Below are 25,157 nucleotides of genomic sequence, written 5' to 3' on the forward strand. Positions count from 1 at the left end.
GAGGGTGTTTTTTATTGCTTGTGGATAGATTTTTTACTTGTCTTGTATTAGCCGTAGTATAATGTACTAATTGTTTTAGACCTATTAAAGTGTGATGGTTTCACCATCTTCAGGCACTGCTACATGGCTTTCAATATTGTTGCCTTTGATAAATTTGCGTACATCCTTACGACTTGTTGCAGTATGATTAACTGTATCCATGTGAACCGCAATAATTTTAGCCTCTGGTTTGCGTACCACCATGCGGCCAATATCTTTTGTACCCATAATAATACTATCTTCAAAGCCTAAAATTTGAGCATATCCAGTGTTCATAATAATAACGTTAGGGTCGAAGCGAAGGAGGGCCTTCTCTACATCACTTGTCCAAACTGTATCGCCTACAAGGTACACAGTTGGTTCGTCTGCTGCTTCAAAAATAACGCCCATCGCATCGCCTGCTAATTGTGCGAGAACTGGATTTGCATACATTTCTAGAGTGCCGTGGGAGCCACCTGTTTTTCTTAATGTGATACTATTAAACTCTAGACTTTCAAAAATGATGCGTACATCATTAAAGCCTTGTGAAGTAATAAGTTCTTTGTCCGCTGTATTTTGTACAAAAATAGGAAGTGATTTTGGAATAGCATTAATTGCCGTATCATCCCAATGGTCAAGATGTGTGTGTGTGACTACCACTGCAGTTACATTGCTTAATAGATTGTCCATTGATAGAGGTAAATCAACCATAGGCATTCTTTGTTGATAGTTAAATGTTCCTTCAAAGCCAGGATAAGTATCTTTTGGTGCTAAAAATGGATCAATAAGGAATGTTGTATTTTTTATTGTTAATTTTCCTGTGGCGTTTCGAATGTGAGTATATTGTGTCATAGTTATCTCCTTAATTAGATTATTGTCGATTTAATTGAATAGATTATTATTTGTAATCTCTAGAACTAGTGTACCTTGTTTTGGTATACTAGTCTCAACAATAATTAACACTATGTTTATTAATAGACACATTGTATAAAAGTGTCTATGTTGGAGGTTATATGATAACTCGAAAAGAAATGACACGTATGTTGTTAAAAGAAGGCTTGCTTAGTTGGTTAGCAAACAATTCCTTTGAGTCTGTAACAGTAACATCGTTGTGTAAAGCTTCGGGTATAACTCGTTCCACTTTTTATTTACACTATAGTAATATCATGGAAATTGTTGATGATTTAGTGGATGATGCAATCGCTTATTCAAAGCCAGGAATGGTAGATAACAACAATTTACAAACTATAGCTAACACCTTATCAGCTGCTTCTAATTCTGTTTCGTTGAGAGAAGCATACGATTCTATTTTTGATAGATTGCCTTTATGTCAGCGTATTATACGACATAAAAAGTATTTACCTTTATTTTTAGATGAACAAATTTCAGAATATGTATTACAACGCATTATAGGACGTGAAAAAGATCGACAAGGACTCGTTATAGCAGAATCTCTTGGCGTTTCGTTTGATGTTGGGGTATCTGTTTTTGTATTTTTAGTACACGGTCTATATGCTGTTAATAAACAATATAAGTGGTCTCAGAGCGATGAGTGGTTAGAAGCTCAGAAAATTATTTTTGAACTAGTTTATCGTGGATTACAAAGAAGATAGAATTTATATACGCTTATATTTTGAGATTCATTAAAGTTTTATACAACGAAAAAAGGACTCCAACGGGAGTCCTTTTTTCATGTAAGGGGAGTGTTAGTATTAATATCAAATGAACCATGTATTTAAACAAGTAGTAGGTTTGGGGTTAGTAATACTTGTCGGGAGATAAATACACGTATGGTAACCAGGGAATTGTTACCTCTATTTATCATTTGACATTGTCATTATAAGAACAAAAAATGAGTTGAAAATGAAATTTTTTAAGAAATTTCTTTTAATTTCTTGAAATTCTAAAAAAGATAATAATTAAGTTTAATTATTGTTGATAAATATGGGGCAATTTTGGTATTATATATAAAGGAGAAGTTGTATATTTTATAAAGGTTTAATGGCTATTAAAGTTTTATAAAGTATACAGCTCTAAGGCATGAGAGGAGCAGTCATATGAGGAAAATATTAACCATATTGTCCCTTTTGTGGCTACTCAGTATAGGGGGGACCGCTAACGCAACGGACTGGTATTATGTTGGGCCAGATGCGTCAGGAAACCAATTATTTATTGACAATGACAGTGTTCAAAAAAGTGATTATGATGCGCTTTTGTGGCTGCGGGTCAATGAACTGGGTGGCGACGAATTGCGATATAAAGTGTATATAAGTAGATATAATCGTACCATGGAAACGTTAAAGGTAGATGCGTACATGGCAGACGGTACACCTTATGAAAATGTAGAGTATAATGAAAATCCTGAACCTATTGAAGGCAATACAAATGGTCAAGCCATTTATAATTTATTGTGGCAATAAAAGAACCATCTAGCACAGCAAACTAGATGGTTCTTTTTTATATGTGTAAAAAATTTATAAATCTTAGGAATATTTTTTATATACAACATCCTCAAATGAGAATGGTATATACGAAAATTTAAACTTGGGCAGAATTGCGACTTAGCTCCAAGTCTTGAATCATTTGGAGATCGTCTTGTGGAGAACGACCACCAGTTGTTAAGTAGCCACCAACCATGATGCCGTTAAGGCCACCTTTTAAAGCATAAGCTTGTAAGTCACGAAGATTTACTTCACGACCACCAGCTGTACGAATCAATGCGTTTGGCAAGATGAAACGGAACACAGCGAAGGTACGTAAAATATCTAGAGGACGTAATGCTTTATTACTTTCAAATGGTGTACCTTTAACAGGATTTAAAATGTTGAGTGGTACAGAGTCAATATGCAAACGTTTAAGCTCGAATGCCATCTCTACGCGTTGTTCTAATGTTTCATTAAGCCCGAGGATGCCGCCAGAGCAAACGCGAATACCTGCTTTTTGAGCATTATCGATAGTAGACATTTTATCTTCGTAGGAATGGGTTGTACAAATATCTGGGAAGTGACTAGGCGCTGTTTCGATATTGGAGTGGTATCGAGTTACACCCACTTCTTTTAATTTGAGAGCTTGTTCGTAAGTTAACAAACCAAGAGAACAGCAAATTTCGAGACCTACTTCGTTTTTAATACGGTCTAATACGCGAATGATTTGGTTAAATTCGTTTGGGTTATTAGTATTACGACCACTCGTTACGATAGAAAAACGAATAGCGCCTGCTTCTTTAGCTTTGCGCGCCGCATCGAGGATACTTTCATCATCCATGAACGGATATACTTGAACACCTGTTTCGTGATGGGCAGATTGGGCACAGAATTTACAGTTTTCAGGACATTTGCCAGAACGTGCATTTACAATGGCGCATACATCCACGGAGTTGTCATTGAAATGTTGGCGAATTTTATCGGCCATAGCAAGTAGAATCATAGTGTCATCATCTGAAGTATGAATCAGCTCGATTGCTTCTTTCTTAGTGATTTCGCCGCCGTTCATAATGCGGTTGGCAATAGTAAGAATTTTTTCGTATGTACCCACTTGGGATGATTGTTGATCTGTAGGCAAAGCCATAATAGCCTCCAAGGATTGTTAACTTAATAAAAACATAAAATATTGACAATTTGATTGTAAACGTTCGTGTATAAATTGTCAACTTAATGTATTTTTAAGTTAACAAAAATGTGGCAGTAGGTTTTAGACCATTTTTAATACAGGTAAGTCGTATAGTTTAAATCTAATGGGAGATACTATATTTTAGTATCTATTTTGATAGATTGATTGATAGTTATTTTTAAGTAATCTTTACGGTTTTGTAGTATAATAAAATATTGTAATTACTATATATAACTATAATAAAAGTACTAATACAAGGAGTGGATATAGATGCAGCCATTTCGATTTATACACTGTGGTGACCTGCATTTAGGGGCACCCTTTCAATATGCTACAGGTATTAGCCGCGCCGTTGATCGTGCCGTGAGCGAAGCTACCTATGTAGCCTTTGATACAATTATTGATACTGCTATTGATGAGCATGTTCATGCTGTTGTCATAGCCGGTGATATTTATAATAGCGAAGATCATAATTTAGAGGCACAGGTGCGATTTGTGCGCGCCATGTATCGTTTGGCAGAACATCGCATTGCAGTATATATGGTGCAAGGTAATCATGATCCTGCTGAAAGCTGGAAGGCTCAATTGCAGATGCCGGATAATGTGCATGTATTCTCTAGTGAACAAGTACAACGTTTCCCATTAATTGTTAACAATATAGAAATTGGTGGCGTTTACGGCATTAGCTGTGGCCATGGTAATGAAAGCGACAATTATGCGCGCCAATACCGCGCCTTTGAACGTGATGAATTTTCTCTGGCTGTCATGCATGGGACGGTAGGTTCTAGTGCAGGCTCTGAAAACCATAATGTGACCGGCCCATGCAGTTTAACTGATCTAGCAGAGGCGGCTATGGATTATTGGGCATTAGGACATATTCACAAATCTCAAGTTCTTAGCGAGGAACCTCTTGTTGTTTATTCCGGTAATCCGCAAGGTTTACACCGCAAGGAAATAGGGCCTAAGGGGTGCTATCTCGTCTCTGTATCTCATAATGGTCATTGTGAACCTCGTTTCATTGAAACAAGTGCAATCCGTTTTGAAGAAATCAAAATTGATATTGCAGGCATGAAAACGGAAGCAGAATTTTTAGAAATTTTACGCCATAAAAAAGAGAATTTGCGTAAACAACATAAGAAAAATATCTTGCTTTCCATTGTTCTCGTAGGTACAGGCCCATTGCATCGCTTGTGTACACAAGAAGGTGTGCGCAAATTATGGTTGCAAGAGTCCCAAAGTGAAGAGAAAAGCAAGTCTATATTTGTTATGCCGTATCGCATGATGTGTAATACGCGACCTAGCATTAATTTGGCTGAACGTAGATTGTTATCCGATGTGGTAGGGGATTATTTACGCGCCTATGATGATATGGTTGACGGCAATGCGGTACAGACGGTACGTCAAATTTTGGCAGAACGACCTGAGTTTAAGCGCTTAGGTGTATATGCCGAGTTGTTAAGTGATGAATTATTGCTTCGCGCCTTGAAGCGCTGTGAAATTGAAGGTGTTACTGTATTGATGGGGGCTAACGATGAACATTAAACGCATACGATTTGATGAATTTGGCCCGTATTGCGACTGGTCTTTCACTACGGGGAATCATGGTGTTCAGCTCATGTATGGACCTAATGAAAGTGGCAAAACCTCCTTGCTTGAAGGGATGCGCACACTTTTATTTGGTGGTACGCATAAGGCTTATGGGTCTATGACGGGTGCCCTCGATGTAGAGCGTAATGGTGAAAGCTACTACATTGGTCGTAAGGGTAAACAACTGGACTTTTACAGTCCTGGAAATCCAGCCATTCATGAGGAGCCAGCTCAACACTGGTGGCATGGTATTGATAAAAAAACATATAATCGAATTTTTGCATTGACCCTTGATGATTTACAAGGCCTCGATGTTCTGCAAGAGGTAGAGGTTCGGTCTCGCTTCTTCGGTGCTGAAGGGGGCGAGCATTTAGGCTCTGTCGTAAAAGATGTGGAAAAAGGCGCTACTGATTTATTAGTAGCTTCCTCCAATGGTAAACGCCGCATCAATGTGTTGATGGATGAGCTTAAGGAAAATCGTCAAAAATTAAGCCATTTAGCCGAACATGAAACGCAATATGTAGAATTGCAAAAAGCCTTTCACAGTACGGAACAGACTGAAGCAGAATTACAAGGTCAGTTGCAAGAGTGGAAGGAATACCGCGATGGTATAGACGTCGTATTGCGCGCATGGGATACGTATCGCCGTAGCGAAGAAGCGCGTATGCATATGCAACAGTACAATAGTGAGCTTGCCTTGAGTCGTGATGAGTTCCTTCGTATCGATGAGGAAATCAAACGAGCTCGAGACAATATGCAGTTGTGGCAAGAAAAGGAAGCGGCCTTGATGCCAGCTAACTTTAGCCCGGATAGTCCATTTGGTACGTATGGTCAAGATATTGAAGACCTTATTCAACAAGGGGCTAAATGGGAACAATTGCGCCGTGAGTGTGAAGAAGGTGATGCGTACATCTTTAAGGTACGGGAACAACTAGAATTTTCTCGTTCTATGCATTCTGCATGGCGTGATGATGAGCCGATGGCTGATGATGTGAATTGGTTTGAAGGTGAGCGTTTAGCAAGTCGCTTGCGTACTGCTAAAGACCAATTATTGCATTGGCAAGACCGTAAACCTGCTGAGGCATCTGATGATTTGCCAGCAGCTAACCTTGATGGAGCATCCTTGCCAAATTACAGTGAAGCGGATTTGGCAAAAAAAGAGCATCTTGAACGTGAATTAGAGCTTATCTTGATGGATATAGATCGAGTTACGCAAAAACGAGATAGCTATGGTCCAGATGCACAACCGAGTCATTTGCCAAAATGGTTACAACGCATTAGCGGCGTAGCAGCCGTTATTGGTGTACTACTTGTATTAGCGGGCCTCTTAGTATTGGAGTCCGTCCTATATACAATTGGTGGCTTTATATTATTAATCCTATCGATGGCATTGTTCTGGTATGCAACATGGAAACGCCATAATGGTAATTCCGATGTATCTAAACTGAACTATGAGTTACAAATCTTGTCCTCTCGTAAATCTGATGTAGAACATCAGTTAGAGGCAATTGTTAAAGCTGCAACACCTGTAGCGAGCCCTATTCCATCCATAGAAGGGGCGGCGCATCTTGATCGTTGGATTCAAGAAGGTCATACATTACAAGCTATTTATGATGAAGCCCTTGCAGCTTGGCAGAATTGGTTACCTCAAGGGGCTGCGAAGAGTCTTAACGAAGATGATTTCTTTGGCCTCAAGCAAGAGTATGATCAATATCATGAACAATTGCGCACCATTGAAGGTTATGAAAAGCGATTAGCTGAGCATAAAGAAGGGTTGCGCGTTATTGAAGATCAAGCGATGACCTTGTGGTATAACCTTGGTGTTGAAGCGCCAGTATCTCCAATAGAGTTAAAACGTATTTATAATCAATATAAAAACTTCCAACAAAATAAAATTGTATGGGAACAAAAGGAAGCACAACGTAAAAGCTTCCGCAATGAGTACGATAACTGGCACCGCAAAGAAAAAGAATTGCTACTTCGTCAACAAGAGCTCTTGCACAAGGCGGGTGTGGAAAGCTCCAACGAATATCGTCAACATCTTATTGATGAAGATCAATACAAGCAATGGCAAACCATTTACAAACAAAGTCAGGTTCAGTTAGACTTACTAGCACCTGATGCGGAGAATAGAGATTTGTTCTATCGACGCTTGCGTGAAGGCAATAAGGATAATTGGCTTGATGAATTGGCGCATTCTGAACGAGAAATAGCATCCATTGAAGACAAGTTGGCAATCTTATATGAGCGCCGTGGTCAAATTGTAGAGTCTATGCGTGCCCTAGGTTCTGACCAAGAGCAACACCAAATGCTTCAAGAGCGTGAAGCATTACAAAATGAACTGGAATCTGCTCTTGAAGATTGGGCTACACAAGTGTTGATGAGCCACTGCATGGATAAGGCGCAGCAATCTTACGAGCAAGAAAAACAGCCTCATATGTTAGAACTTGCATCCTCTTATATAGAACGGTTAACTGGTGGTATGTATACCTTTGATGTTCTCGGTATCAACGAAGGGGTAGCATTGGTTAATGGCAATGGAGAACGATTAGAGCTTAAGTACTGGTCTAGCGGCTTGGCTGACCAAGTATATTTGGCATTGCGACTAGCACTTGCTAAGGTATTTTCTTACCAAGTTGAGTCCTTGCCGATTATCTTAGATGATATCCTCGTGCGCTTTGATGAAAACCGTCAACGTAGTGCATTAGAATTATTAGCAGAAATCGGAAAGAACCAACAAATCTGGTTATTCACGTGCCAACGGTCTGTATTTGATATGGCTCAATCTATTACAGGCATTGATTGCCACAGATTGAGTCGCAATTAAACATTGATTGCCACAGATTAAGTCGTAACTAAATTGAACCCCTGTGAAGGTGTTTAGCTTTCACAGGGAATATTCATAGTGATGATATATGTGATGTAACTAAAGTAACTGTTTTAGTTATCATAGTGTGTTAGTATAAATTAGAAAGAAAGGGGTTGAGTACTTGAATACAGCATATTTAGATATGATCCAAGGGAAGAACCCTGGTGTAACACCTGTATGGTATATGCGCCAAGCTGGTCGTAGCCAAACGGAGTACCGTAAAATTAAGGAAAAATATACGCTCTTTGAAATTACAAAAGAGCCTGAGTTGTGTGCTCGTGTTACGGAATTACCTGTAAAAGAATACGGTGTGGATGCAGCGATTCTTTATAAGGATATTATGAGTCCTATGGTGGGGATGAATGTAAAGGTAGAACTCAAGGCTGGTGTGGGCCCTGTGTTTAATACACCGATTCGCTCCATGGTTGATGTAGATAAACTAGATGCCTTTGATCCTACAAAGGTAGATTATATTGGAAAGACAATTACATTGTTAACGTCTGGTATGCTCGACGTGCCACTCATTGGTTTCTGCGGAGCGCCGTTTACCATTGCGTCTTACCTTATCGAAGGTGGACCAACAAAGAATTATAATAAGACCCGTGGCATGCTCATCGGTGCGCCTGATGTGTGGAATGCATTGATGACAAAGTTAGCGGACATGTCTATTGAATACTTGTCTATGCAAGCCGAAGCAGGTGCGAATGCACTACAAATTTTTGACTCTTGGGTAGGTGCTGTGAATGCGGACCAATACAAACAAGGGATTTATCCTCATATGGAACGCATTATTAAGACTGTTAAAGAACGATACCCTCATTTGCCTATGGCTATGAATGGTGTTGGTACCGATCATCTTGTATCTATTTGGTCTCATTTGCCATTAGATGTAATCGCCCTTGATTGGCGTAGCTCCATCGTTATGGCCAATGAACGAGGTGTAACACAGACGGTACAAGGCAATTTAGATCCAGCTTACTTATTCGCTGATGAAAAAACATTAGCTCACGAAGTAGATCGTATTTTACTTGACGGTGTTCGTTACGGTCGCCATATCTTTAATTTAGGTCATGGCGTATTCCCAGAAGCGGATCCTAAGAAGCTTCATTGGCTCACAGACTATGTACATGAACGTAGTCGTGAACTATGGGCTCAAGAGGGGTAATCTAGTGAACATTGAGAAAAAAGGATTATTATTTTTATCCTATGGTAGCCCTTTAAGTAAGGATGATTTAGTGCCATATATGACGAGCATTCGTCATGGTCGTGTGCCTACAGATGCGGAAGTGGTTAATCTTACACGCCGCTATGATGCAATTGGACAATGGTCTAATGTAGAATTACAAACAATGGCAGAGCGTCAATATGAAACATTGATTACATTGTTACCATCTATGCCATCAGCTATTGGCTATCTTCATATGAAACCTTCGATTGCTGATGCGGTAGATGATTTAGTCCAACAAGGTGTAGAACACATCGTTGCTATCGTAACGGCTCCATTTTTTACGTCTCTTGGTACAGGGGCCTATGAGAAGCAAGTACAAGCTGCCATTGGTACTCATCAAGGTGTAACATTTGATGTGATTCGCTCCTGGTGGGATCAACCACCATTTATGGAATATTGGGTAAAAGCCGTTTCGGATTGTATCAATGATACTAACGATGTATTTGTAATTTTTAGTGCTCATAGTATACCGCTTATTAATAGCCACAATGGAGATTCTTATGCGTTAGCTTTAGAGAAAAGTGCCCGAGAAATCGCAGAACGTTGTGGTTTATCTAATTGGTCTGTGGCTTGGCAGAGTGCGGCCCTACATGGTCAATGGTTAGGTCCTACCGTAGAAGAGGCTATCAATCAAGCTCTACGTAATGGTGCGATACATATCGCCTTTGTACCATTTGGCTTTGTCAGCAATCATGTAGAGGTGTTGTACGATAATGATGTGGAGTGTAAAGAACTCGTTGATGCGGGCGGCGCTGTATATATGCGTGCACAGATGCCGAATTGTAATGAAACATTCTTACAAGCTATGGCGAGTGCAATATTAGAAAGGATTCATTCGTGAATGTAACAATTGTGGGCGGTGGCCTAACAGGATTGACAGCGGCTTATTATTTAGGTCATGCTAAGCCAGAGTGGAATATTACTCTTTACGAACAAGCACCACGATTTGGTGGGAAAATACAAACACAACGGGTTGATGATTTCGTAGTGGAACTAGGGCCCGACTCGTATTTAGGCCGTAAAACAGAAATGACGGACCTAATCTATGATCTCGGCTTAGGTGATACCCTTGTGTCGAATGAAACAGGGCAAGCCTTTGTATATGACAAGGGTTCAATCCATCCTATTCCAGGGGGCTCCATTATGGGGATTCCAACGGAAATGATGCCCTTTGTGAAAGCAACGCTCATTTCGTGGCCTGGGAAACTGCGTGCTGGTTTAGATTACTTTAAAAAGCCCTACCAACTTGATAAAAATGGTGATGTATCCATTGGTCATTTCTTTAAATACCATTTGGGACAAGAAATGATGGATAAGCTCATCGAACCACTATTAGCTGGTATCTATGGTGGCGATATTTATAAAATCAGCTTATTGTCTACGTTCCCTCATTTTATTCAAGTAGAACAAAAATATGGGAATATGGTAAAAGGTATGATGGCTGCTAAGATGGGCCACTCCAAAGCGGGGGTTACTAAAGCGGCTAAAGGTGCTGTTGCTGAAGGTGACGTACCGCGTGCTGGTAAAGGGACTATGACAGACCGTCAATTTGAAAGTCATGAAGCGAAGTCCATTAAGGCACAAGCTGATATGGTAAGTCGTAAGGGCACTGCTGCTCAATCTGGTATGTTCCGTCAATTGACAGGTGGCCTTGAAAGCGTTATTACTGCCATCGTTGAAGCAATGCCTAGCAATGTAACACTGCATACTAGTGCCTTAGTATCTGATATTCGTTATACTGATGGTCAATATGCATTAGACGTCGTAAAACAAGATTCCGAGGACTGTAACTGTAACGGTCAATTAGCAAGTCATGAAAATTCCAATGTAGAATTAGGCCTTGATATGAGAACTAGTAGTGATGACGTTACTGCTAATGCAGATTACGTGATTATCTGCACACCGCCGGCAACGTATAGCCAATGGTTCAAGGACGATGCTGGTTTTGATTTCTTGCGCTCCATGGAGCAATCTAGTTGCGCTATTGCCATCATGGCCTTTGATAAAAGTACCTTTGATGGTGAATTAAAAGGCTCTGGCCTGTTGATTACACGCAACACAGATACACCGCTCACGGCATGTACTATCCTCAATCAAAAGTGGCCGCAAACAACGCCTGACGATAAGATTGTATTGCGCGTCTTTATCGGTAAACCTGGCAATGATGTAGTAGAACATCTCAATGATGAGGAACTTTCAGAATTAGCGGTAAAAGAAATTCAACGCATTATGAATTTTTCCGCACAACCTGAATGGGTTCGCATTAACCGTCTCATTCACTGTATGCCGCAATATAATGTGGGGCATCGCGCAGGTATTAAAGCTGTACGTGAACACGTAGCTGAACATTATCCAAACTTACACCTCATTGGCACTCCATTTGATGGAATTGGTATTCCTGATGGTGTGAAACAGGCGAAAGAACTCATACAGTCTATTGTAGGCAGTAATGAAAACTAATATTAAGTAGTGAGAACTAATATTAATAAATAATTATAAGAAAAGACTCCATATGCTATAATAGTATATGGAGTCTTTTCGATTCTTATAGTAATAGAAATATATCATTTTAATATAATCACCATAGATAGGAGTGATCATAATGGGGAAAGCAATCCCTACAGTAGAAGGTTGGCATAGCCAACACATGGTATTTGCCATGGACTTTAGCGCATGGAACTGCTTTACAGCTGAAGAAAAAGCGGAAGCGCGCAACGAATTAAAAGTATTTTTAGCGGATCTTGAGGCTAAACATCAAGCTAAAGAAGGTAGCTATGCATTCTATGATTGCAATGGCGCAAAAGGGGATTTAATCCTATGGATCCTTGGTCCATCCCTTGAATACTTGGCACAAGTAGAACGCAAATTCCGTCGCCTCGCTATTGCAAGCGTATTAGTTCAAACATATTCCTATACATCTGTAACAGAAGTCAGTGCTTACGTTAAAGCTAAACTCGATACAGAAGAAGTCAACCAAAAACTGTACCCTCATGTACCTCGCGATAAATACATCTGCTTCTATAACATGAGCAAAAAACGTGAAGGTGATGACAACTGGTTCATGCTACCACCACAAGAACGCGGCATGTTGATGAAATCTCACGGCGAGCTTGGTAAAACATATTTAGACGTTCTATCTGAATTTACAACAGGTGGCTGTGGACTAGACGACTGGGAATGGGGTATTACTATCTTCAGTAACGACGACATCCAATTCAAAAAAATCGTATACGATATGCGCTTTGAAATCGCCAGTGCAAAATACGGCATCTTTAGCGACTTCTACGTTGGTACCATCATCGACGATGCATTACTAGAAGAAATCTTTGGATAATAAAAAAAGGGACTGCCTAGCAGTCCCTTTTTCTTCCATTAATATGAAGGTTATAATTTTGAACAGAAAATTTGTTAACGTCTTGTACTGCGTAAAATATAATTCACTATGTTTGAGTAGCTTATCCATAACTATATTTTCATAAAAGAAAACCCCGCATTGATCCGACTTACGAGGTCAAGGCCCTAGGCCGCAGACCTGATAAGTATGGAGGAGAGATGCGGGGTTTCTTTTATCACTTAGTTAAGAAAAGTGAATTATATTTTGTAGTATGCTGATGTGAACGTAAATTTTCTGTTCCAGAAAATTATACGTTCATGTTTGCACTTTTACGCACATAGAACCAGTAGCATACTGCTACAGTTACGATGTTGAAGGCTAACAATACTGCGAAGGCTGGATAGATATTACCGAATGTGGAATATGTGAAGCCGAAGATTTTAGGTGTAATGAAAGCACCGTATGCAGCTACGGCAGCTACGAAGCCTGTAATTAAAGAGGAAAGTAATGGATTGCCGAATACGTGTGGAATCATACGGAATGTTGCACCAGTTGCGAAGCCACAGCATACAAATGTCAATACGGACATAGCGAAGAAGAATGGGAAGTTGTGCATATCTACGCCAAATGCAATCAATGCAGTTGTTGCACATAAACCGAGAAGACTCACAAAGGTAACTTTTGTACCGCTGTTGATTTTATCGGCTAACCAACCACCTACAGGACGAAGCGCACCTGCTACAAGTGGGCCTACGAATGCGATAGAAGCAAATGGAATTTCAGGGAATTCTTTACCTACTAATAGGCCAAGTGCTGCTGCATAACCAGAGAAGGCACCGAAGGAACAAGTATATAACAATGTAAGCGCCCAAGTGTGTTTGTTACCAAAGATTTGTACAAGGTTTTTAGGATTTGGTTTTTCTAATGGCAAGTTATCCATGAAACGTGTCATAAGTGCAAGGATAACAACGAGTGGTACGATCCACATGAAAGCAGCATTGGCAAGGTACACTGCATTACCTTTGATGATAGCTGGTGTTACACCGAATACGCTACCTAATGCAGCGGAACCCATAGCGAATGGAGCTAAGAAGTAGATTACGGAAATACCAAGGTTACCAACACCGCCGTTGATACCAAGAGCAGTACCTTTTTCGGATTTAGGGAAGAAGTTGCCAATGTACGCCATGGAGGACGAGAAGTTGGCGCCTGCCAAACCGATGAGGGCCGTTAAGATCATAAATGTCATATAAGAAGTTGTTGTATCTTGAACGGCAAAGCCAAGCCATACAACAGGAACTAATAAAATAAGTGTGGAGATAAATGTCCAGTTTTTACCACCGATCAATGCTGGCATATAGGTATATACGAAACGCAATGTAGCACCTACAAGGCCTGGCAAGGCAGCTAATGTAAATAATTGATCTGTTGTGAAATTAAAGCCTGCGCCGTTGAGTTGTGCTGCAATGGTTGCCCACAAGTACCATACGCAGAATGAAAGTGTTAGTGCGATTGTAGAGATAACCAAGTTTTGTTTAGCAATTTTTTTACCAAACTTTTCCCAAAATTCTGGATTTTCTGGTTGCCAATTAGCTACAATTTCGCTACGGCTTGCCCCTACTTGAGGCATTTTTAGTTCGCTCATTTTGAACTTCTCCTTACTGAAAAACTATACATGCAATGAAGACAAGGAAGATACAACTAGGGTTCTTTGTATATAAATATTGCAATCTATAATAAAAACTATAGAAAATATTCGATTAAGTGAAAGAACTGAGTTATAATTATTGTATCAACAAAATTTGCAATGTCTTATATCACAAATATATTATATATTGTAAAAATTTTTGTGAATGTGACATAAAACACACATATTCTGAAATTAATAAGTTATAATAATCTTGTATATACATGAAAGTATATAATACATGTACTTTTACTATAAATAGATTAGTATAACTAATGGATTTTATATTAAAAGTACAATGGAGTGGTGATGGTATGGATAAAAATTTAATTAACCAATTGCTTGCTTTGCCGGGCGAGGAACTCCATCTTAAAAAAGGTGATTTTCTCTTCCATGAGGGGGACAAGGCAGAACACTTTTACGTAGTAGTAAAAGGTAGAATGAGCATTAAGAAGTTCGAAGCTAGTGGGCACATTTTTGCATTGCGTCTAGTAGGGCCGAATAATGTAATTGGTGAGGTTCCGTTGTATGAGGAGAACACAAAAACATATGTGTTCAACGCCATTGCTCGGGAGGATTGCTCTGTTTATTCCATTCGCTATGATTTGTTAGAAACGGCTATTGCAAAGGACCATTCATTGGCTATTGCAATGATGAAGATCTATACATTACATATGCGTCGTCAACAGGCAAAATACCGAGACTTGCTACTATATGGCAAGAAGGGAGCATTTTATTCTACCTTGTTGCGCTTAGCCAATAGTTATGGTGTAGAGCGCAAGGATGGTATCTTTATCGATATCGCCTTAACAAATCAAGAGTTAGCTGAATTTGCTGCCACATCAAGAGAAAGTTTAAATCGCATGCTAAGTGAGTTGCGTAAGTTGGGCTATGTAGCCTATGACAAACACCATCTAGTAATCTGTGATTTTGACGCTTTAATCGGATTGCTTGATTTAGAGGTTAATAATATAGACCCTAATATTAGTAATATCGAATAACAGGATTTTCTCCCTTGTGTTAGCTCAGCTAGCACAAGGGATTTTTTTGTAGTTTTGAAGGAGGACACGAGATGAGCTTGTTGTCTCAAAAGTTTAAGTTTCTTCGCAAGAAGAACGTATCTCCAAGCGGCCATCAAATAACAGAAGATGGCGGTCGCGAGTGGGAAAATTTTTATCGTGACCGTTGGTCTTACGATAAAGTTGTCCGCACAACGCATGGCGTAAACTGTACAGGTTCTTGTAGCTGGAACATTTACGTTAAAAATGGTGTTGTTGCATGGGAAAATCAGGCTACTGACTACCCTGAAACACCAGATGATATGCCGGATTACGAACCACGTGGGTGCCCTCGTGGTGCAACATTCTCTTGGTATCTCTATAGCCCATTGCGCGTAAAATATCCATATGTGCGCGGTGAATTGGCTGAGCTTTGGAGAGAAGCGAAAAAGAATGCTAAGAACCCAATCGAAGCTTGGAAATCTATCGTAGAAGATCCAGAAAAAGCGAAAAAATACAAATCTGCCCGTGGTATGGGTGGCTTTGTGCGCTCCACATGGGATGAAGCAACAGAAATTACCGCAGCATCCTTACTATATACAGCAAAAACATACGGCCCTGACCGCAACGCAGGCTTCTCTGTAATCCCAGCGATGTCCATGTTGTCCTATGCAGCAGGTGCTCGTTTCCTTAACTTAATGGGTGGTACACCATTGTCCTTCTATGACTGGTATGCCGATTTACCACCTTCTAGCCCTCAAGTTTGGGGTGAACAAACTGATACTCCTGAATCTGGTGACTGGTACAATGCTGGTTATATCATGACTTGGGGTTCCAACGTACCATTGACTCGTACGCCAGATGCTCACTTCTTAACAGAGGTTCGTTACAAAGGTACTAAAGTTGTATCCGTATCCCCTGACTATGCGGAATCCACAACTTCTTCCGATGCTTGGCTTAATGTAAAAGCCGGCACTGATGCGGCTCTTGCTATGGCAATGGGTCACGTTATCTTAAAAGAATATTATATCGATAAAGAAACTCCATACTTCAAAGAGTATGCTAAAGAGTTTACCGATATGCCATTCCTTGTACGCGTTGAAGATATCAATGGTACTGTACAACCAGGCCGTTTCTTGAATGCTAAGGATTTAGGTCGCCAAGAAGATGGCTCTGACTTCCAAATGGTATTGATCGATGATACAACTAATGAAATCGTTGTTCCTAATGGTACAATGGGCGATCGTCACACCAACCCTGAAAAATGGAACTTACGCCTTGAAAACCGAGATACAGGGGCTAAAATCGACCCTCGCTTATCCGTGTTTGATCAACGGGAAGGTGTGACTGTTGTTAAGTTGCCATACTTTGGCGATGAAGAGCACGAAGGCGTAATTGAACGTGCTATTCCTACAATTACAGTACAAACTGTAGATGGTCCTGTAAAAGTAACTACTGTATATGACCTTATTCTTGCTAACTATGGTATCGACCGTGGTATCGGTGGTGAAGTGGCAACATCTTATACAGATGACACTCCTTACACACCTACATGGCAAGAAAAAATTACTGGCGTAAAAGCAGATATTGCCATTGCCACAGCTCGTGAATTTGCAGACAATGCAGAAAAAACTAAAGGCCGCTCCATGATTATCATGGGTGGCGGTATCAACCACTGGTACCATGCGGATATTATTTACCGTACAATATTAAACCTTATCATGTTCTGTGGTACAGAAGGTGTTAACGGTGGTGGCTGGGCTCACTACGTAGGTCAAGAAAAACTTCGTCCTATTGAAGGTTGGGGCGGTATCATGACTGCTAACGACTGGAGTAAAGCTCCTCGTTTGCAAAATAGTACATCTTGGTTCTATTTTGCTACAGAACAATATCGTTCTGATTGCATCGACTTGGCAGACCGCGTATCTAAATTAGCTAAGCCTCGTTATCGTCACCCTGGTGATTATAACGTATTAGCGGCTCGTTTAGGTTGGTTACCATCGTATCCTACATTCAATAAAGGCAGCCAAGAATTGATTAACGATGCTCGTGCAGCTGGTGCTGGTACAGAAGCAGAAATTAACCAATATGTGGCGCAAGCTTTGAAAAATAAAGAATTACAATTCTGTGTAGAAGATCCAGCAGCTAAAGAAAATCACCCACGCAACTTGTTTGTATGGCGTGCAAACCTTATCGGTTCTTCTTCTAAGGGCCACGAATACTTCTTGAAGCATTTATTAGGCACTAAAAATGCAGTATTAGAAGATGATGACGCAGCTACACGTCCAGAAGAAATCAAATGGCGTGAAGCTGATGGGGCAGGTAAACTCGACCTTCTCATCGACATCGATTTCCGCATGGCATCTACAGGCTTGTACTCTGATATCGTATTCCCTGCAGCTACATGGTATGAAAAAGAAGACTTGTCTTCTACTGATATGCATCCATATGTACATGTATTCCAAGCAGCTGTTGATTGCGCATGGGAAACTAAATCTGACTGGGATACATTCCGTACCCTTGCAGAAACAGTTTCTCGCGTAGCAAAAGAGTCTGGCTTCACAGAATACGAAGATATCGTAGCATTGCCTCTTGGTCATGATAGCCCAGGTGAAGTGGCTCAACCCGAAGGCAAGGTTCTCGACTGGAGCAAAGGCGAATGTGAACCAATTCCTGGTAAAACAATGCCTAACCTTGTTCATGTAAAACGCGACTATAGCCAAATCTTTGAAAAATACATTGCTTTGGGACCTAACATCGAAAACAAAATGGGTGCCCATGGCTTGGCTTGGGATGTATCTGATGAATATCAAACATTGTATGCACAAAATGGTACAATCGATAATCCAGAATTTATTTCTCATGGCCGTCCAAGCATTTACGAATGTAAAGAAGCTTGTAATGCTGTATTAACATTGTCTTCTTGTACAAATGGTAAATTGGCTGTTCGCTCTTGGAAAGCAATGGAAGAAAAAACAGGTCTTTCTGATCTTGAAAAGAACGCAAAAGGTCGTGAACAAGAAAAGATTACCTTCGATGACATGGTTCGCCAACCGCGCTTTATCATTAGCTCTGTAACAAGTACTGGTAAGAACGATAAAAACCGTCGTTACTCTCCATTTACAACATCTACAGAGGACAAAGTACCATTCCGTACCGTAACAGGTCGTCAATCCTTCTATTGCGATCATGAAATGATGCGTGATTATGGTGAAGCCATGGCGTTGTATAAACCTGTATTGTCCTACAAACCAGTACAAGGTGACTACAAACAAGAAGGCATTCCAGAAATTACATTGAAATACTTAACTCCACATAATAAGTGGGCTACACATAGTATGTACTTCGATAGCCAACAAATGTTGACATTGTTCCGTGGTGGTCAAACTATTTGGCTCAACGAAGATGATGCAGCAGAAATCGGTGTTAAAGATAATGACTGGGTAGAAGCTTTCAATAAAAATGGTGTTGTGGCAGCTCGTGCAGTTGTATCTCCACGTATTCCTCGTGGCATTTCCTATATGCATCACGCTCAAGATCGTCACATCAACGTTCCTGGTACGCAAGTTAAGAAAGACCGTCGCGGTGGTACACACAATGCACCAACTCATATTTACATGAAACCGACACATATGATTGGCGGTTATGGTCAATTGAGCTATGGCTTTAACTACTATGGCCCAACTGGTAACCAACGTGATATGACAATTGTGGCTCGTAAGTTGAAGGAGGTGGATTGGCTTGAAGATTAAAGCTCAAGTATCCATGGTCCTAAATTTGGATAAGTGTTTAGGCTGTCATACATGCTCTATCACTTGTAAAAATACATGGACGAACCGCGAAGGCGCGGAATATATGTACTTTAATAACGTGGAAACTCGCCCAGGTGTAGGCTATCCACGTAATTGGGAAGACCAAGAAAAATGGAAGGGTGGCTGGACGCTAGATAACTCCGGTAAATTAGCTCTTTCTACAGGTTCTAAAACAAATCGTTTGATGAAATTATTCTTCCATCCTGAACAACCAGAGTTGAAGGATTATTTCGAACCTTGGACTTACGACTATGAAACATTGATTCATGGCGGTCGTAAAAATAACCAACCAGTTGCTCGTCCTCGTTCTCTTGTAACGAAACAAAAAATGGAAGTTACTTGGGGCCCTAACTGGGATGACGATTTGGCTGGTGGTCAACATGCTCGCTCTGATGTGAACTTAACTAAGATGGGTCAAGATATCGTATTTGATTATGAAGAAGTATTCATGCGCTACTTGCCACGTCTTTGTAACCACTGTTTGAACCCTGCATGCGTAGCTGCATGTCCATCTGGTGCAATTTATAAACGCGATGAAGATGGTGTAGTTCTTGTATCTCAAGATGTATGCCGCGGTTGGAGACATTGTGTTCCATCTTGCCCATACAAAAAAATCTTCTATAACTGGGAAACTAATAAAGCTGAAAAATGCGTATTCTGTTACCCACGTTTGGAAAATGGTTTGCCTCAAATCTGCGCTGAAACATGCGTAGGTCGTATGCGCTATGTTGGTGTCGTATTCTACGACATGGACAAAGTGGAAGAAATGGCAGCTACGAAAAATGAACAAGACATTTACGAAAATACAGTTGAGTTAATCTTAGACCCTCATGATCCTGAGGTTATTAAAGCGGCTCGTGAGGAAGGTATCTCCGAAGCTTGGATTAAAGCAGCTCAAAAATCTCCTGTGTACAAACTTGTAAAAGAGTGGGGTGTGGCTTTGCCATTGCATCCTGAGTATCGTACGTTACCAATGGTATGGTATGTACCACCACTCAGCCCAATCTTGCAACGTGTAACATCTGATGTATACTTGCCAGATGCACACGAAATGCGCGTACCTGTACAATACCTTGCTAACTTGTTTACCGCAGGTAATACAGAAATCTTAGCTCGTACATTGCAACGTGTTCTCGACATGCGTGAATACATGCGCCGTCGTGAAACAGGTGACGGTCCTATCGATCACAATGTGGATTTAACAGAAGACCAAATGTACGGTATGTACAAATTGTTGGCATTGTCTAAATACAACGATCGCTTTGTTATTCCATCTGATGTTAAAGTATCTCGCGAAGGTCGCCTAGAAATGCAACAAAATCGCGGCTTTGCTTGCCCGACAGGGGGATGTCAATAATGAAGGATGCTCAGAAAATCGCTCTTATTGCGTCATTTCTTCTACGCTATCCTGATGAACAATGGTATAACGAACTACCTGAATGGAGAGAGGACGCCCAATCCGTTGGGCATCCTCAGCTTCGCCAAGGTTTATTAGAATTCTTCGACTATGTAGAGGATGCTAATAAAAAAGAATTCGAAGACCAGTATGTTCGTACCTTTGATTTTAGTCAAAATACAACGATGTACTTATCGACTTATGAATTGCAAGGTACAGGGGAACAAGCAGAAGAACTCGTTAAATTTAAAGCGTTCTTCCTTGAAAACGACTATGATTTGCCAAAAGAAATGCCAGACTATATTCCAGCACTTCTTGAATTATGTGCCGTTATCGATGAAGAAAAAGCAAAAGAAATTTACGACTATTGTAAGCCAAAATTGGAATACATTAGAGAACGCTTCATTGAGGCTAAATTGCCTTATGCATTCTTGTTTGATATTATCTTGTCTGTTGCAAATGGATTGGAGGACGGTGCACGATGAATCTATTCCTTTGGGGCGCTTTGCCTTACATCGCTTTCACCTTCTTAATCGTAGGTACTTTGGTTCGTTTCTTCTACTTTGAAAGAAACTGGACTACAAAATCGAGTGAATTTTTAGAGAAAAAACAATTGCGCATTGCCAATCCATTGTTCCACTTTGGCTTGCTTTGCGTTATCGGTGGTCACGTAGTAGGTGTGTTAATCCCTAAAACTTGGACTGCTGCAATCGGTATTAATGACCATATGTACCATGAAGGTGCGTTATACATGGGTGCTGTAGCTGGTATTATCTTTATCGTAGGCTTCTTGCTTTTGATGAAACGTCGCTTTACTGTGCCTGCTATGAAAGTTAACACATCTGGTCTTGATAAATGGTTATATTTGTTCTTAACATTAGCCATTTTCAGTGGTATGGCTGGTACATTGCTTAATGCATCTGGTTTCTTTGATTACCGCGTGTCCATTGGCCCTTGGTTCCGTAGCTTGCTATCCTTTATGCCTGATCCATCCTTGATGGAAGGCGTACCATTCATGTTTAAATTCCACATGTTGGCTTGGATGGTAGTGGCTATTATCTTCCCATTCAGCCGCTTGGTACACTGCTTGAGTGTTCCACTCAACTACTTAACACGTCCGTTCATCGTATATCGTAAACGAGACGAAAAATAATTAGGATGATGATTGATTTCTACGTCTAGATATAATAGGATTAATCAATCTATAGCCCCTTGTAGTAGTGAAAGTATATATTCACTACTACAAGGGGCTTTTTATTTTCATATTCTATATTAGATTGTATTTTACTCTCTGTAGATAAGGAATTTGTTTATTGTAATAAGATTAGAACTACTATAATAGGTATTTTAACTTAGAATTATTCTTATAATAAATACTATCTATCTAATATAGGTAATCTACAAAATTCGATTTAAATGATAAACTATATCGTATAGATTGAATTTTTTAGGTATTATATTAGAGAGGTATATGATGGATCAAGTAACAACAAAACAGCAAAAAAGTATTTACCATATCTTTATATGGATTGCTGTATTCTCCTTAATTATGATCGGTTTATTAGAGTGGGGTTACATGGCCGGTGGCCGTGCTTTTGGTAACTACAAAGTGTATACAGGTCTCGTGCCATGGTGTGTATGGATTGTTATGACCTATTTAGCAACTCGCCCTAAATGGTTTACAAGCCGCTATAATTTAGGTGATATGTATAAGGTACACCGCGCTTTAGGTATTGCTACTGTAGCTGTTATTGCATTCCATTTATACCTCTATTTCGGTAAAGCTGCTAAATCCATCCTTGGTTGGTGGGGTGGCTATGTGGCTCTTACTGCTTTTGGTATTGGTACTATTTCTGGCCTCGCGTTCTTAACACCAAAACTTAGAAAAGTTACGCCATCTGGTCGTAATGTGGGTATTTGGCTTCATCGATTAAATCTTGTAGCATTAGTTGCTGCGGATATCCATATTCATGGTTTTAATCGTATCTCTAAAATGGTACCATTCTTACAAGTCTTTGATATCATTACATACGGTCTTGTTCTTTACTGCATCTATTTGATGTTTAAAAAGAAATAATATAAATTGATAAATCCCTTCTGTATTACACAGAAGGGATTTTTAGTTATATTTTTATTTTCTAAGGAATTCAATATTCTATATTATCAGTTTGATGCATAAATGATTGTGAGATTGATATACATTATCTCTTTACTCACTTAATGAAAATTGATATTATCTGTATGTTAAATATGATAATGATAATTAGAGTCATATACTCATTATCTACTCATTTTATTTCTTGTTATTATTCGTGTGTGAGGTTTATTATGATTAAACGTAAAATGACTAGTGCTTTTGCAGTAGCAGCCATGATGGGTGTGGCTACAGCCTTTGCTGTTAACCCATTTTCTGATGTTCCATCCGATAGCTGGGCATACCAAGCCGTAGATCAATTGGCTACAGCTGGTATCATCAATGGTTATCCTGATGGTACTTTCAAAGGCCAAAACAACATTACCCGTTACGAAATGGCTCAAATGATTGCCAAAGGCATGGCTAATCAAGATCGTGCCAATGCAGAACAACAAGCTATGTTGAATCGCTTAGCAGATGAGTTTTCCAATGAATTGAATACATTGGGGGTGCGTGTAGCTAAATTAGAAGACCGCGTAGGTAATGTTAAAGTTACTGGTGATGCTCGTATTAACTACATCGGTAGAGAGGGGATCGATGGTTATGATTACGAAGATAAACTTACAGCCCGTGTACGTTTAGGCCTTGATGCAAAGGTTAATAAAAATACATCTGTAAAAGCTCGTATTACAACAGGCTCTATTGAACTAGGTGATAGTTCTAAAGATGCTCAAGCTAATTGGGATTTAGCATATGTAGAGCATAAATTCGGTAAAAATGTTGTAGTTGATGCTGGTCGTTATACCCAAAAATTTGGTGGTGGCTTGATTTATAGCTCTAACTTTGATGGTGTAGGTGCTACAGCTAAACTTGGTAAAAAAGTTACATTAAACGGTGCTTACGGTTACATGACAGCAGGTCGTTTTGCAAAGGTTTCTAAAGAAAATAACGGTGACGTAGGTATCGTGAATGCTAATGTAGCAGTCAACGATCGCTTTAGCTTTGGTGGCATGCTTGCTCATGTAGGTACAGCGAATGTGCGCATGGGTAATGGTAAGAAAAATAACGATTTCGATAATGTATATGGCTTCAATGCAAAATACAATGTAGGTAAACTAGCTGTTCACGGTGAATGGGTAAAAGCATCTGGTTTGAGTGATTCTGACGTTTGGAACGTTGGTGCTAAATGGGGCAACTATAAAATCGATAAGAAAAACTCTTGGGTTGTAGGCTTAGACTACTATGATCAATCTAAAAATGCGCCAATCTTTAAAACACAAAAATATGAATCCAATGACCTACAAAAAACTACGCGTTTTGAAGGTTACAAAGCTTGGGAGTTAGGCGCATCTTATGCACCGGAGAAAAATATCGGTATTAATGCATACTATGGTTTTAATGCTAAAACACAAGACGGCAACCGCGTAAACGATTACTACCGTGCTGACCTTAACTTCAAATTCTAATTTTAAACTTTATAATTAGTCTGAACGTTAATATGTAATTAGTTCTAAGTAGAATGCTATGTGGATTGAAATTGTTAGCATGCTACATTAGACCGACTAGATGTATACTGATAGTTTGTATAAGAAATAGTGAGGTTTATTATGGCAGAAGTAGTAAAAAAGCAGTTTAAGAGTAAATATCATATTTTGATTTGGATTGCAGTTTTATCATTAATTTTTATGGGCATGGTTGAATATGGTTATGTAACAGGTGGCCGACCATTCGGCAACTGGAAGGTTCATTTAGGCCTTGTTCCTTATGTTGCATGGCTTGTATTGACATACATTGCGACAAAACCAAAATGGTTTATCAAACGATATAATCCAAAGGAAATGTTTGAAGTTCATCGCATCGTAGGTATTGTCAGTGTCATTCTCGTATGTGCACACTGGTATGTATACTTCCTAAAAGCATTGAAATCCTTCTTGGGTTTCTGGGGCGGCTATATCTCTTTGGTAGCGATGTTTATTGCTCTTATCTTTGCAGTGTTGTATTTATCACCTTGGGTTGGCAACATGGCAAAGTCCGTATCCCGTAAAAAAGCAATCTGGATCCATCGTTTGAACCTTATTGCTATCATTGCAGCAAATATTCACGTGCATGGCTTTGGCCGTTTATCTAAAATGGTGCCATTCTTACCTGTATTTGACGTAGTGACCTATGCACTTGTTATTTATTACATCTATTGGATGTTCAAACAAAAATAAATGATGTATACGTATTTTTTTATTCTTATAAAAGACGTATCTCATAGCTGAAAAAAGAGACCATCTCTACCCTTTATATGTGGAAGAGATGGTCTTTTTTTGTTGTTTACGATACAATATTATTATGAGTATATATTCTGTAATATTGTGTAAGTAAATATTGATATCTAATATTGATATATAAAATTACATAGTTTTTATTAGCATGTATATACTCAAATAGTATACCTTTGAGTTTCTGAGACTACGTAGCGTTATGTATATGTAATCTT

Annotated in this window: 19 protein-coding genes; 16 read left to right on the forward strand and 3 right to left on the reverse strand. The window is 39.6% G+C overall.

All coding sequences use genetic code 11. From position 1 onward, the window contains the following. Positions 1-84: 84 nt before the first annotated feature. The gene (locus EL171_RS00965) at positions 85-870 is read right to left on the reverse strand and encodes an MBL fold metallo-hydrolase (RefSeq protein WP_005387622.1); all 786 of its coding nucleotides are present in this window, start codon (positions 868-870) and stop codon (positions 85-87) included. 161 nt (positions 871-1,031) lie between these two features. Here EL171_RS00965 and EL171_RS00970 point away from each other — a divergent pair, with 161 nt between their 5' ends. After that, positions 1,032-1,631 carry a TetR/AcrR family transcriptional regulator gene (locus EL171_RS00970; RefSeq protein WP_005387624.1) on the forward strand — a complete coding sequence of 200 codons (600 nt, stop codon included), beginning with the start codon at positions 1,032-1,034 and terminating at the stop codon, positions 1,629-1,631. Between the two features lie 444 nt (positions 1,632-2,075). Continuing rightward, a complete protein-coding gene (locus EL171_RS00975; protein ID WP_005387626.1) occupies positions 2,076-2,438 on the forward strand; it encodes a hypothetical protein in 363 nt (120 codons plus the stop codon). 118 nt (positions 2,439-2,556) lie between these two features. On the opposite strand, the gene bioB is transcribed toward EL171_RS00975, so the two are convergent. Continuing rightward, the gene (bioB, locus tag EL171_RS00980) at positions 2,557-3,585 is read right to left on the reverse strand and encodes a biotin synthase BioB (RefSeq protein WP_005387628.1); all 1,029 of its coding nucleotides are present in this window, start codon (positions 3,583-3,585) and stop codon (positions 2,557-2,559) included. 312 nt (positions 3,586-3,897) lie between these two features. Here bioB and EL171_RS00985 point away from each other — a divergent pair, with 312 nt between their 5' ends. From EL171_RS00985 to hemQ, 6 genes are all read left to right on the forward strand, one after another. After that, entirely contained in the window at positions 3,898-5,169 is a 1,272-nt protein-coding gene (locus EL171_RS00985) for a metallophosphoesterase family protein (protein ID WP_005387629.1), read from the forward strand. Continuing rightward, positions 5,159-8,041, forward strand: a complete 2,883-nt coding sequence (locus tag EL171_RS00990) for an ATP-binding protein (protein WP_005387630.1) — start codon at positions 5,159-5,161, stop codon at positions 8,039-8,041. The genes EL171_RS00985 and EL171_RS00990 overlap by 11 nt, the downstream gene beginning before the upstream one ends. A 163-nt stretch (positions 8,042-8,204) precedes the next feature. Continuing rightward, positions 8,205-9,248 carry a uroporphyrinogen decarboxylase gene (hemE, locus tag EL171_RS00995; RefSeq protein ID WP_039969523.1) on the forward strand — a complete coding sequence of 348 codons (1,044 nt, stop codon included), beginning with the start codon at positions 8,205-8,207 and terminating at the stop codon, positions 9,246-9,248. A gap of 4 nt (positions 9,249-9,252) precedes the next feature. Next, positions 9,253-10,152: a ferrochelatase gene (gene hemH / locus EL171_RS01000; protein WP_039969524.1), complete on the forward strand. Its 900-nt coding sequence runs from the start codon at positions 9,253-9,255 to the stop codon at positions 10,150-10,152. After that, positions 10,149-11,771, forward strand: coding sequence for a protoporphyrinogen oxidase (gene hemG / locus EL171_RS01005; protein ID WP_005387633.1), 1,623 nt, complete (start codon positions 10,149-10,151; stop codon positions 11,769-11,771). The genes hemH and hemG overlap by 4 nt, the downstream gene beginning before the upstream one ends. A gap of 142 nt (positions 11,772-11,913) precedes the next feature. Then, positions 11,914-12,645, forward strand: a complete 732-nt coding sequence (gene hemQ / locus EL171_RS01010) for a hydrogen peroxide-dependent heme synthase (RefSeq protein WP_005387634.1) — start codon at positions 11,914-11,916, stop codon at positions 12,643-12,645. Between the two features lie 307 nt (positions 12,646-12,952). Here the strand turns inward: hemQ and EL171_RS01015 are convergent, their stop codons facing one another. Further along, a complete protein-coding gene (locus EL171_RS01015; protein ID WP_005387635.1) occupies positions 12,953-14,290 on the reverse strand; it encodes an MFS transporter in 1,338 nt (445 codons plus the stop codon). Between the two features lie 356 nt (positions 14,291-14,646). Between EL171_RS01015 and EL171_RS01020 the strand changes: the two genes are divergently transcribed. From EL171_RS01020 to EL171_RS01055, 8 genes are all read left to right on the forward strand, one after another. Continuing rightward, a complete protein-coding gene (locus EL171_RS01020; protein ID WP_039969527.1) occupies positions 14,647-15,333 on the forward strand; it encodes a Crp/Fnr family transcriptional regulator in 687 nt (228 codons plus the stop codon). Positions 15,334-15,404: 71 nt separating this feature from the next. Continuing rightward, positions 15,405-19,082 (forward strand): nitrate reductase subunit alpha, encoded by a 3,678-nt coding sequence (locus EL171_RS01025; protein ID WP_005387637.1) that lies wholly within the window; start codon positions 15,405-15,407, stop codon positions 19,080-19,082. Continuing rightward, the gene (narH, locus tag EL171_RS01030) at positions 19,072-20,499 is read left to right on the forward strand and encodes a nitrate reductase subunit beta (RefSeq protein ID WP_005387639.1); all 1,428 of its coding nucleotides are present in this window, start codon (positions 19,072-19,074) and stop codon (positions 20,497-20,499) included. Before EL171_RS01025 ends, narH begins: the two co-directional genes overlap by 11 nt. Next, on the forward strand, positions 20,499-21,023 hold the full coding sequence (gene narJ, locus EL171_RS01035; RefSeq protein WP_039969529.1) for a nitrate reductase molybdenum cofactor assembly chaperone: 525 nt from the start codon (positions 20,499-20,501) through the stop codon (positions 21,021-21,023). The genes narH and narJ overlap by 1 nt, the downstream gene beginning before the upstream one ends. After that, positions 21,020-21,691 (forward strand): respiratory nitrate reductase subunit gamma, encoded by a 672-nt coding sequence (gene narI, locus EL171_RS01040; RefSeq protein ID WP_005387642.1) that lies wholly within the window; start codon positions 21,020-21,022, stop codon positions 21,689-21,691. The genes narJ and narI overlap by 4 nt, the downstream gene beginning before the upstream one ends. Before the next feature lie 321 nt (positions 21,692-22,012). Then, a complete protein-coding gene (locus EL171_RS01045; protein ID WP_039969531.1) occupies positions 22,013-22,615 on the forward strand; it encodes a ferric reductase-like transmembrane domain-containing protein in 603 nt (200 codons plus the stop codon). Positions 22,616-22,866: 251 nt separating this feature from the next. Next, complete coding sequence (locus tag EL171_RS01050) at positions 22,867-24,138, forward strand: putative porin (protein ID WP_005387644.1); 1,272 nt, start codon at positions 22,867-22,869, stop codon at positions 24,136-24,138. A gap of 141 nt (positions 24,139-24,279) precedes the next feature. Continuing rightward, entirely contained in the window at positions 24,280-24,885 is a 606-nt protein-coding gene (locus tag EL171_RS01055) for a hypothetical protein (RefSeq protein WP_005387645.1), read from the forward strand. Positions 24,886-25,157 lie beyond the last annotated feature (272 nt).

Source organism: Veillonella dispar, assembly GCF_900637515.1.
Lineage (GTDB): Bacteria > Bacillota > Negativicutes > Veillonellales > Veillonellaceae > Veillonella > Veillonella dispar.

What these genes read in the sequence shown, in the direction of transcription:
- EL171_RS00990 (WP_005387630.1), top strand. Translation starts at nt 5,159, where the DNA reads ATGAACATTAAACGCATACGATTTGATGAATTTGGCCCGTATTGCGAC.
- narJ (WP_039969529.1), top strand. Translation starts at nt 20,499, where the DNA reads ATGAAGGATGCTCAGAAAATCGCTCTTATTGCGTCATTTCTTCTACGC.
- EL171_RS00970 (WP_005387624.1), top strand. Translation starts at nt 1,032, where the DNA reads ATGATAACTCGAAAAGAAATGACACGTATGTTGTTAAAAGAAGGCTTG.
- EL171_RS00975 (WP_005387626.1), top strand. Translation starts at nt 2,076, where the DNA reads ATGAGGAAAATATTAACCATATTGTCCCTTTTGTGGCTACTCAGTATA.
- EL171_RS01050 (WP_005387644.1), top strand. Translation starts at nt 22,867, where the DNA reads ATGATTAAACGTAAAATGACTAGTGCTTTTGCAGTAGCAGCCATGATG.
- EL171_RS01055 (WP_005387645.1), top strand. Translation starts at nt 24,280, where the DNA reads ATGGCAGAAGTAGTAAAAAAGCAGTTTAAGAGTAAATATCATATTTTG.
- EL171_RS01015 (WP_005387635.1), bottom strand. Translation starts at nt 14,290, where the DNA reads ATGAGCGAACTAAAAATGCCTCAAGTAGGGGCAAGCCGTAGCGAAATT.
- EL171_RS00985 (WP_005387629.1), top strand. Translation starts at nt 3,898, where the DNA reads ATGCAGCCATTTCGATTTATACACTGTGGTGACCTGCATTTAGGGGCA.
- bioB (WP_005387628.1), bottom strand. Translation starts at nt 3,585, where the DNA reads ATGGCTTTGCCTACAGATCAACAATCATCCCAAGTGGGTACATACGAA.
- EL171_RS01020 (WP_039969527.1), top strand. Translation starts at nt 14,647, where the DNA reads ATGGATAAAAATTTAATTAACCAATTGCTTGCTTTGCCGGGCGAGGAA.
- EL171_RS01025 (WP_005387637.1), top strand. Translation starts at nt 15,405, where the DNA reads ATGAGCTTGTTGTCTCAAAAGTTTAAGTTTCTTCGCAAGAAGAACGTA.
- EL171_RS01045 (WP_039969531.1), top strand. Translation starts at nt 22,013, where the DNA reads ATGGATCAAGTAACAACAAAACAGCAAAAAAGTATTTACCATATCTTT.
- hemQ (WP_005387634.1), top strand. Translation starts at nt 11,914, where the DNA reads ATGGGGAAAGCAATCCCTACAGTAGAAGGTTGGCATAGCCAACACATG.
- narI (WP_005387642.1), top strand. Translation starts at nt 21,020, where the DNA reads ATGAATCTATTCCTTTGGGGCGCTTTGCCTTACATCGCTTTCACCTTC.
- EL171_RS00965 (WP_005387622.1), bottom strand. Translation starts at nt 870, where the DNA reads ATGACACAATATACTCACATTCGAAACGCCACAGGAAAATTAACAATA.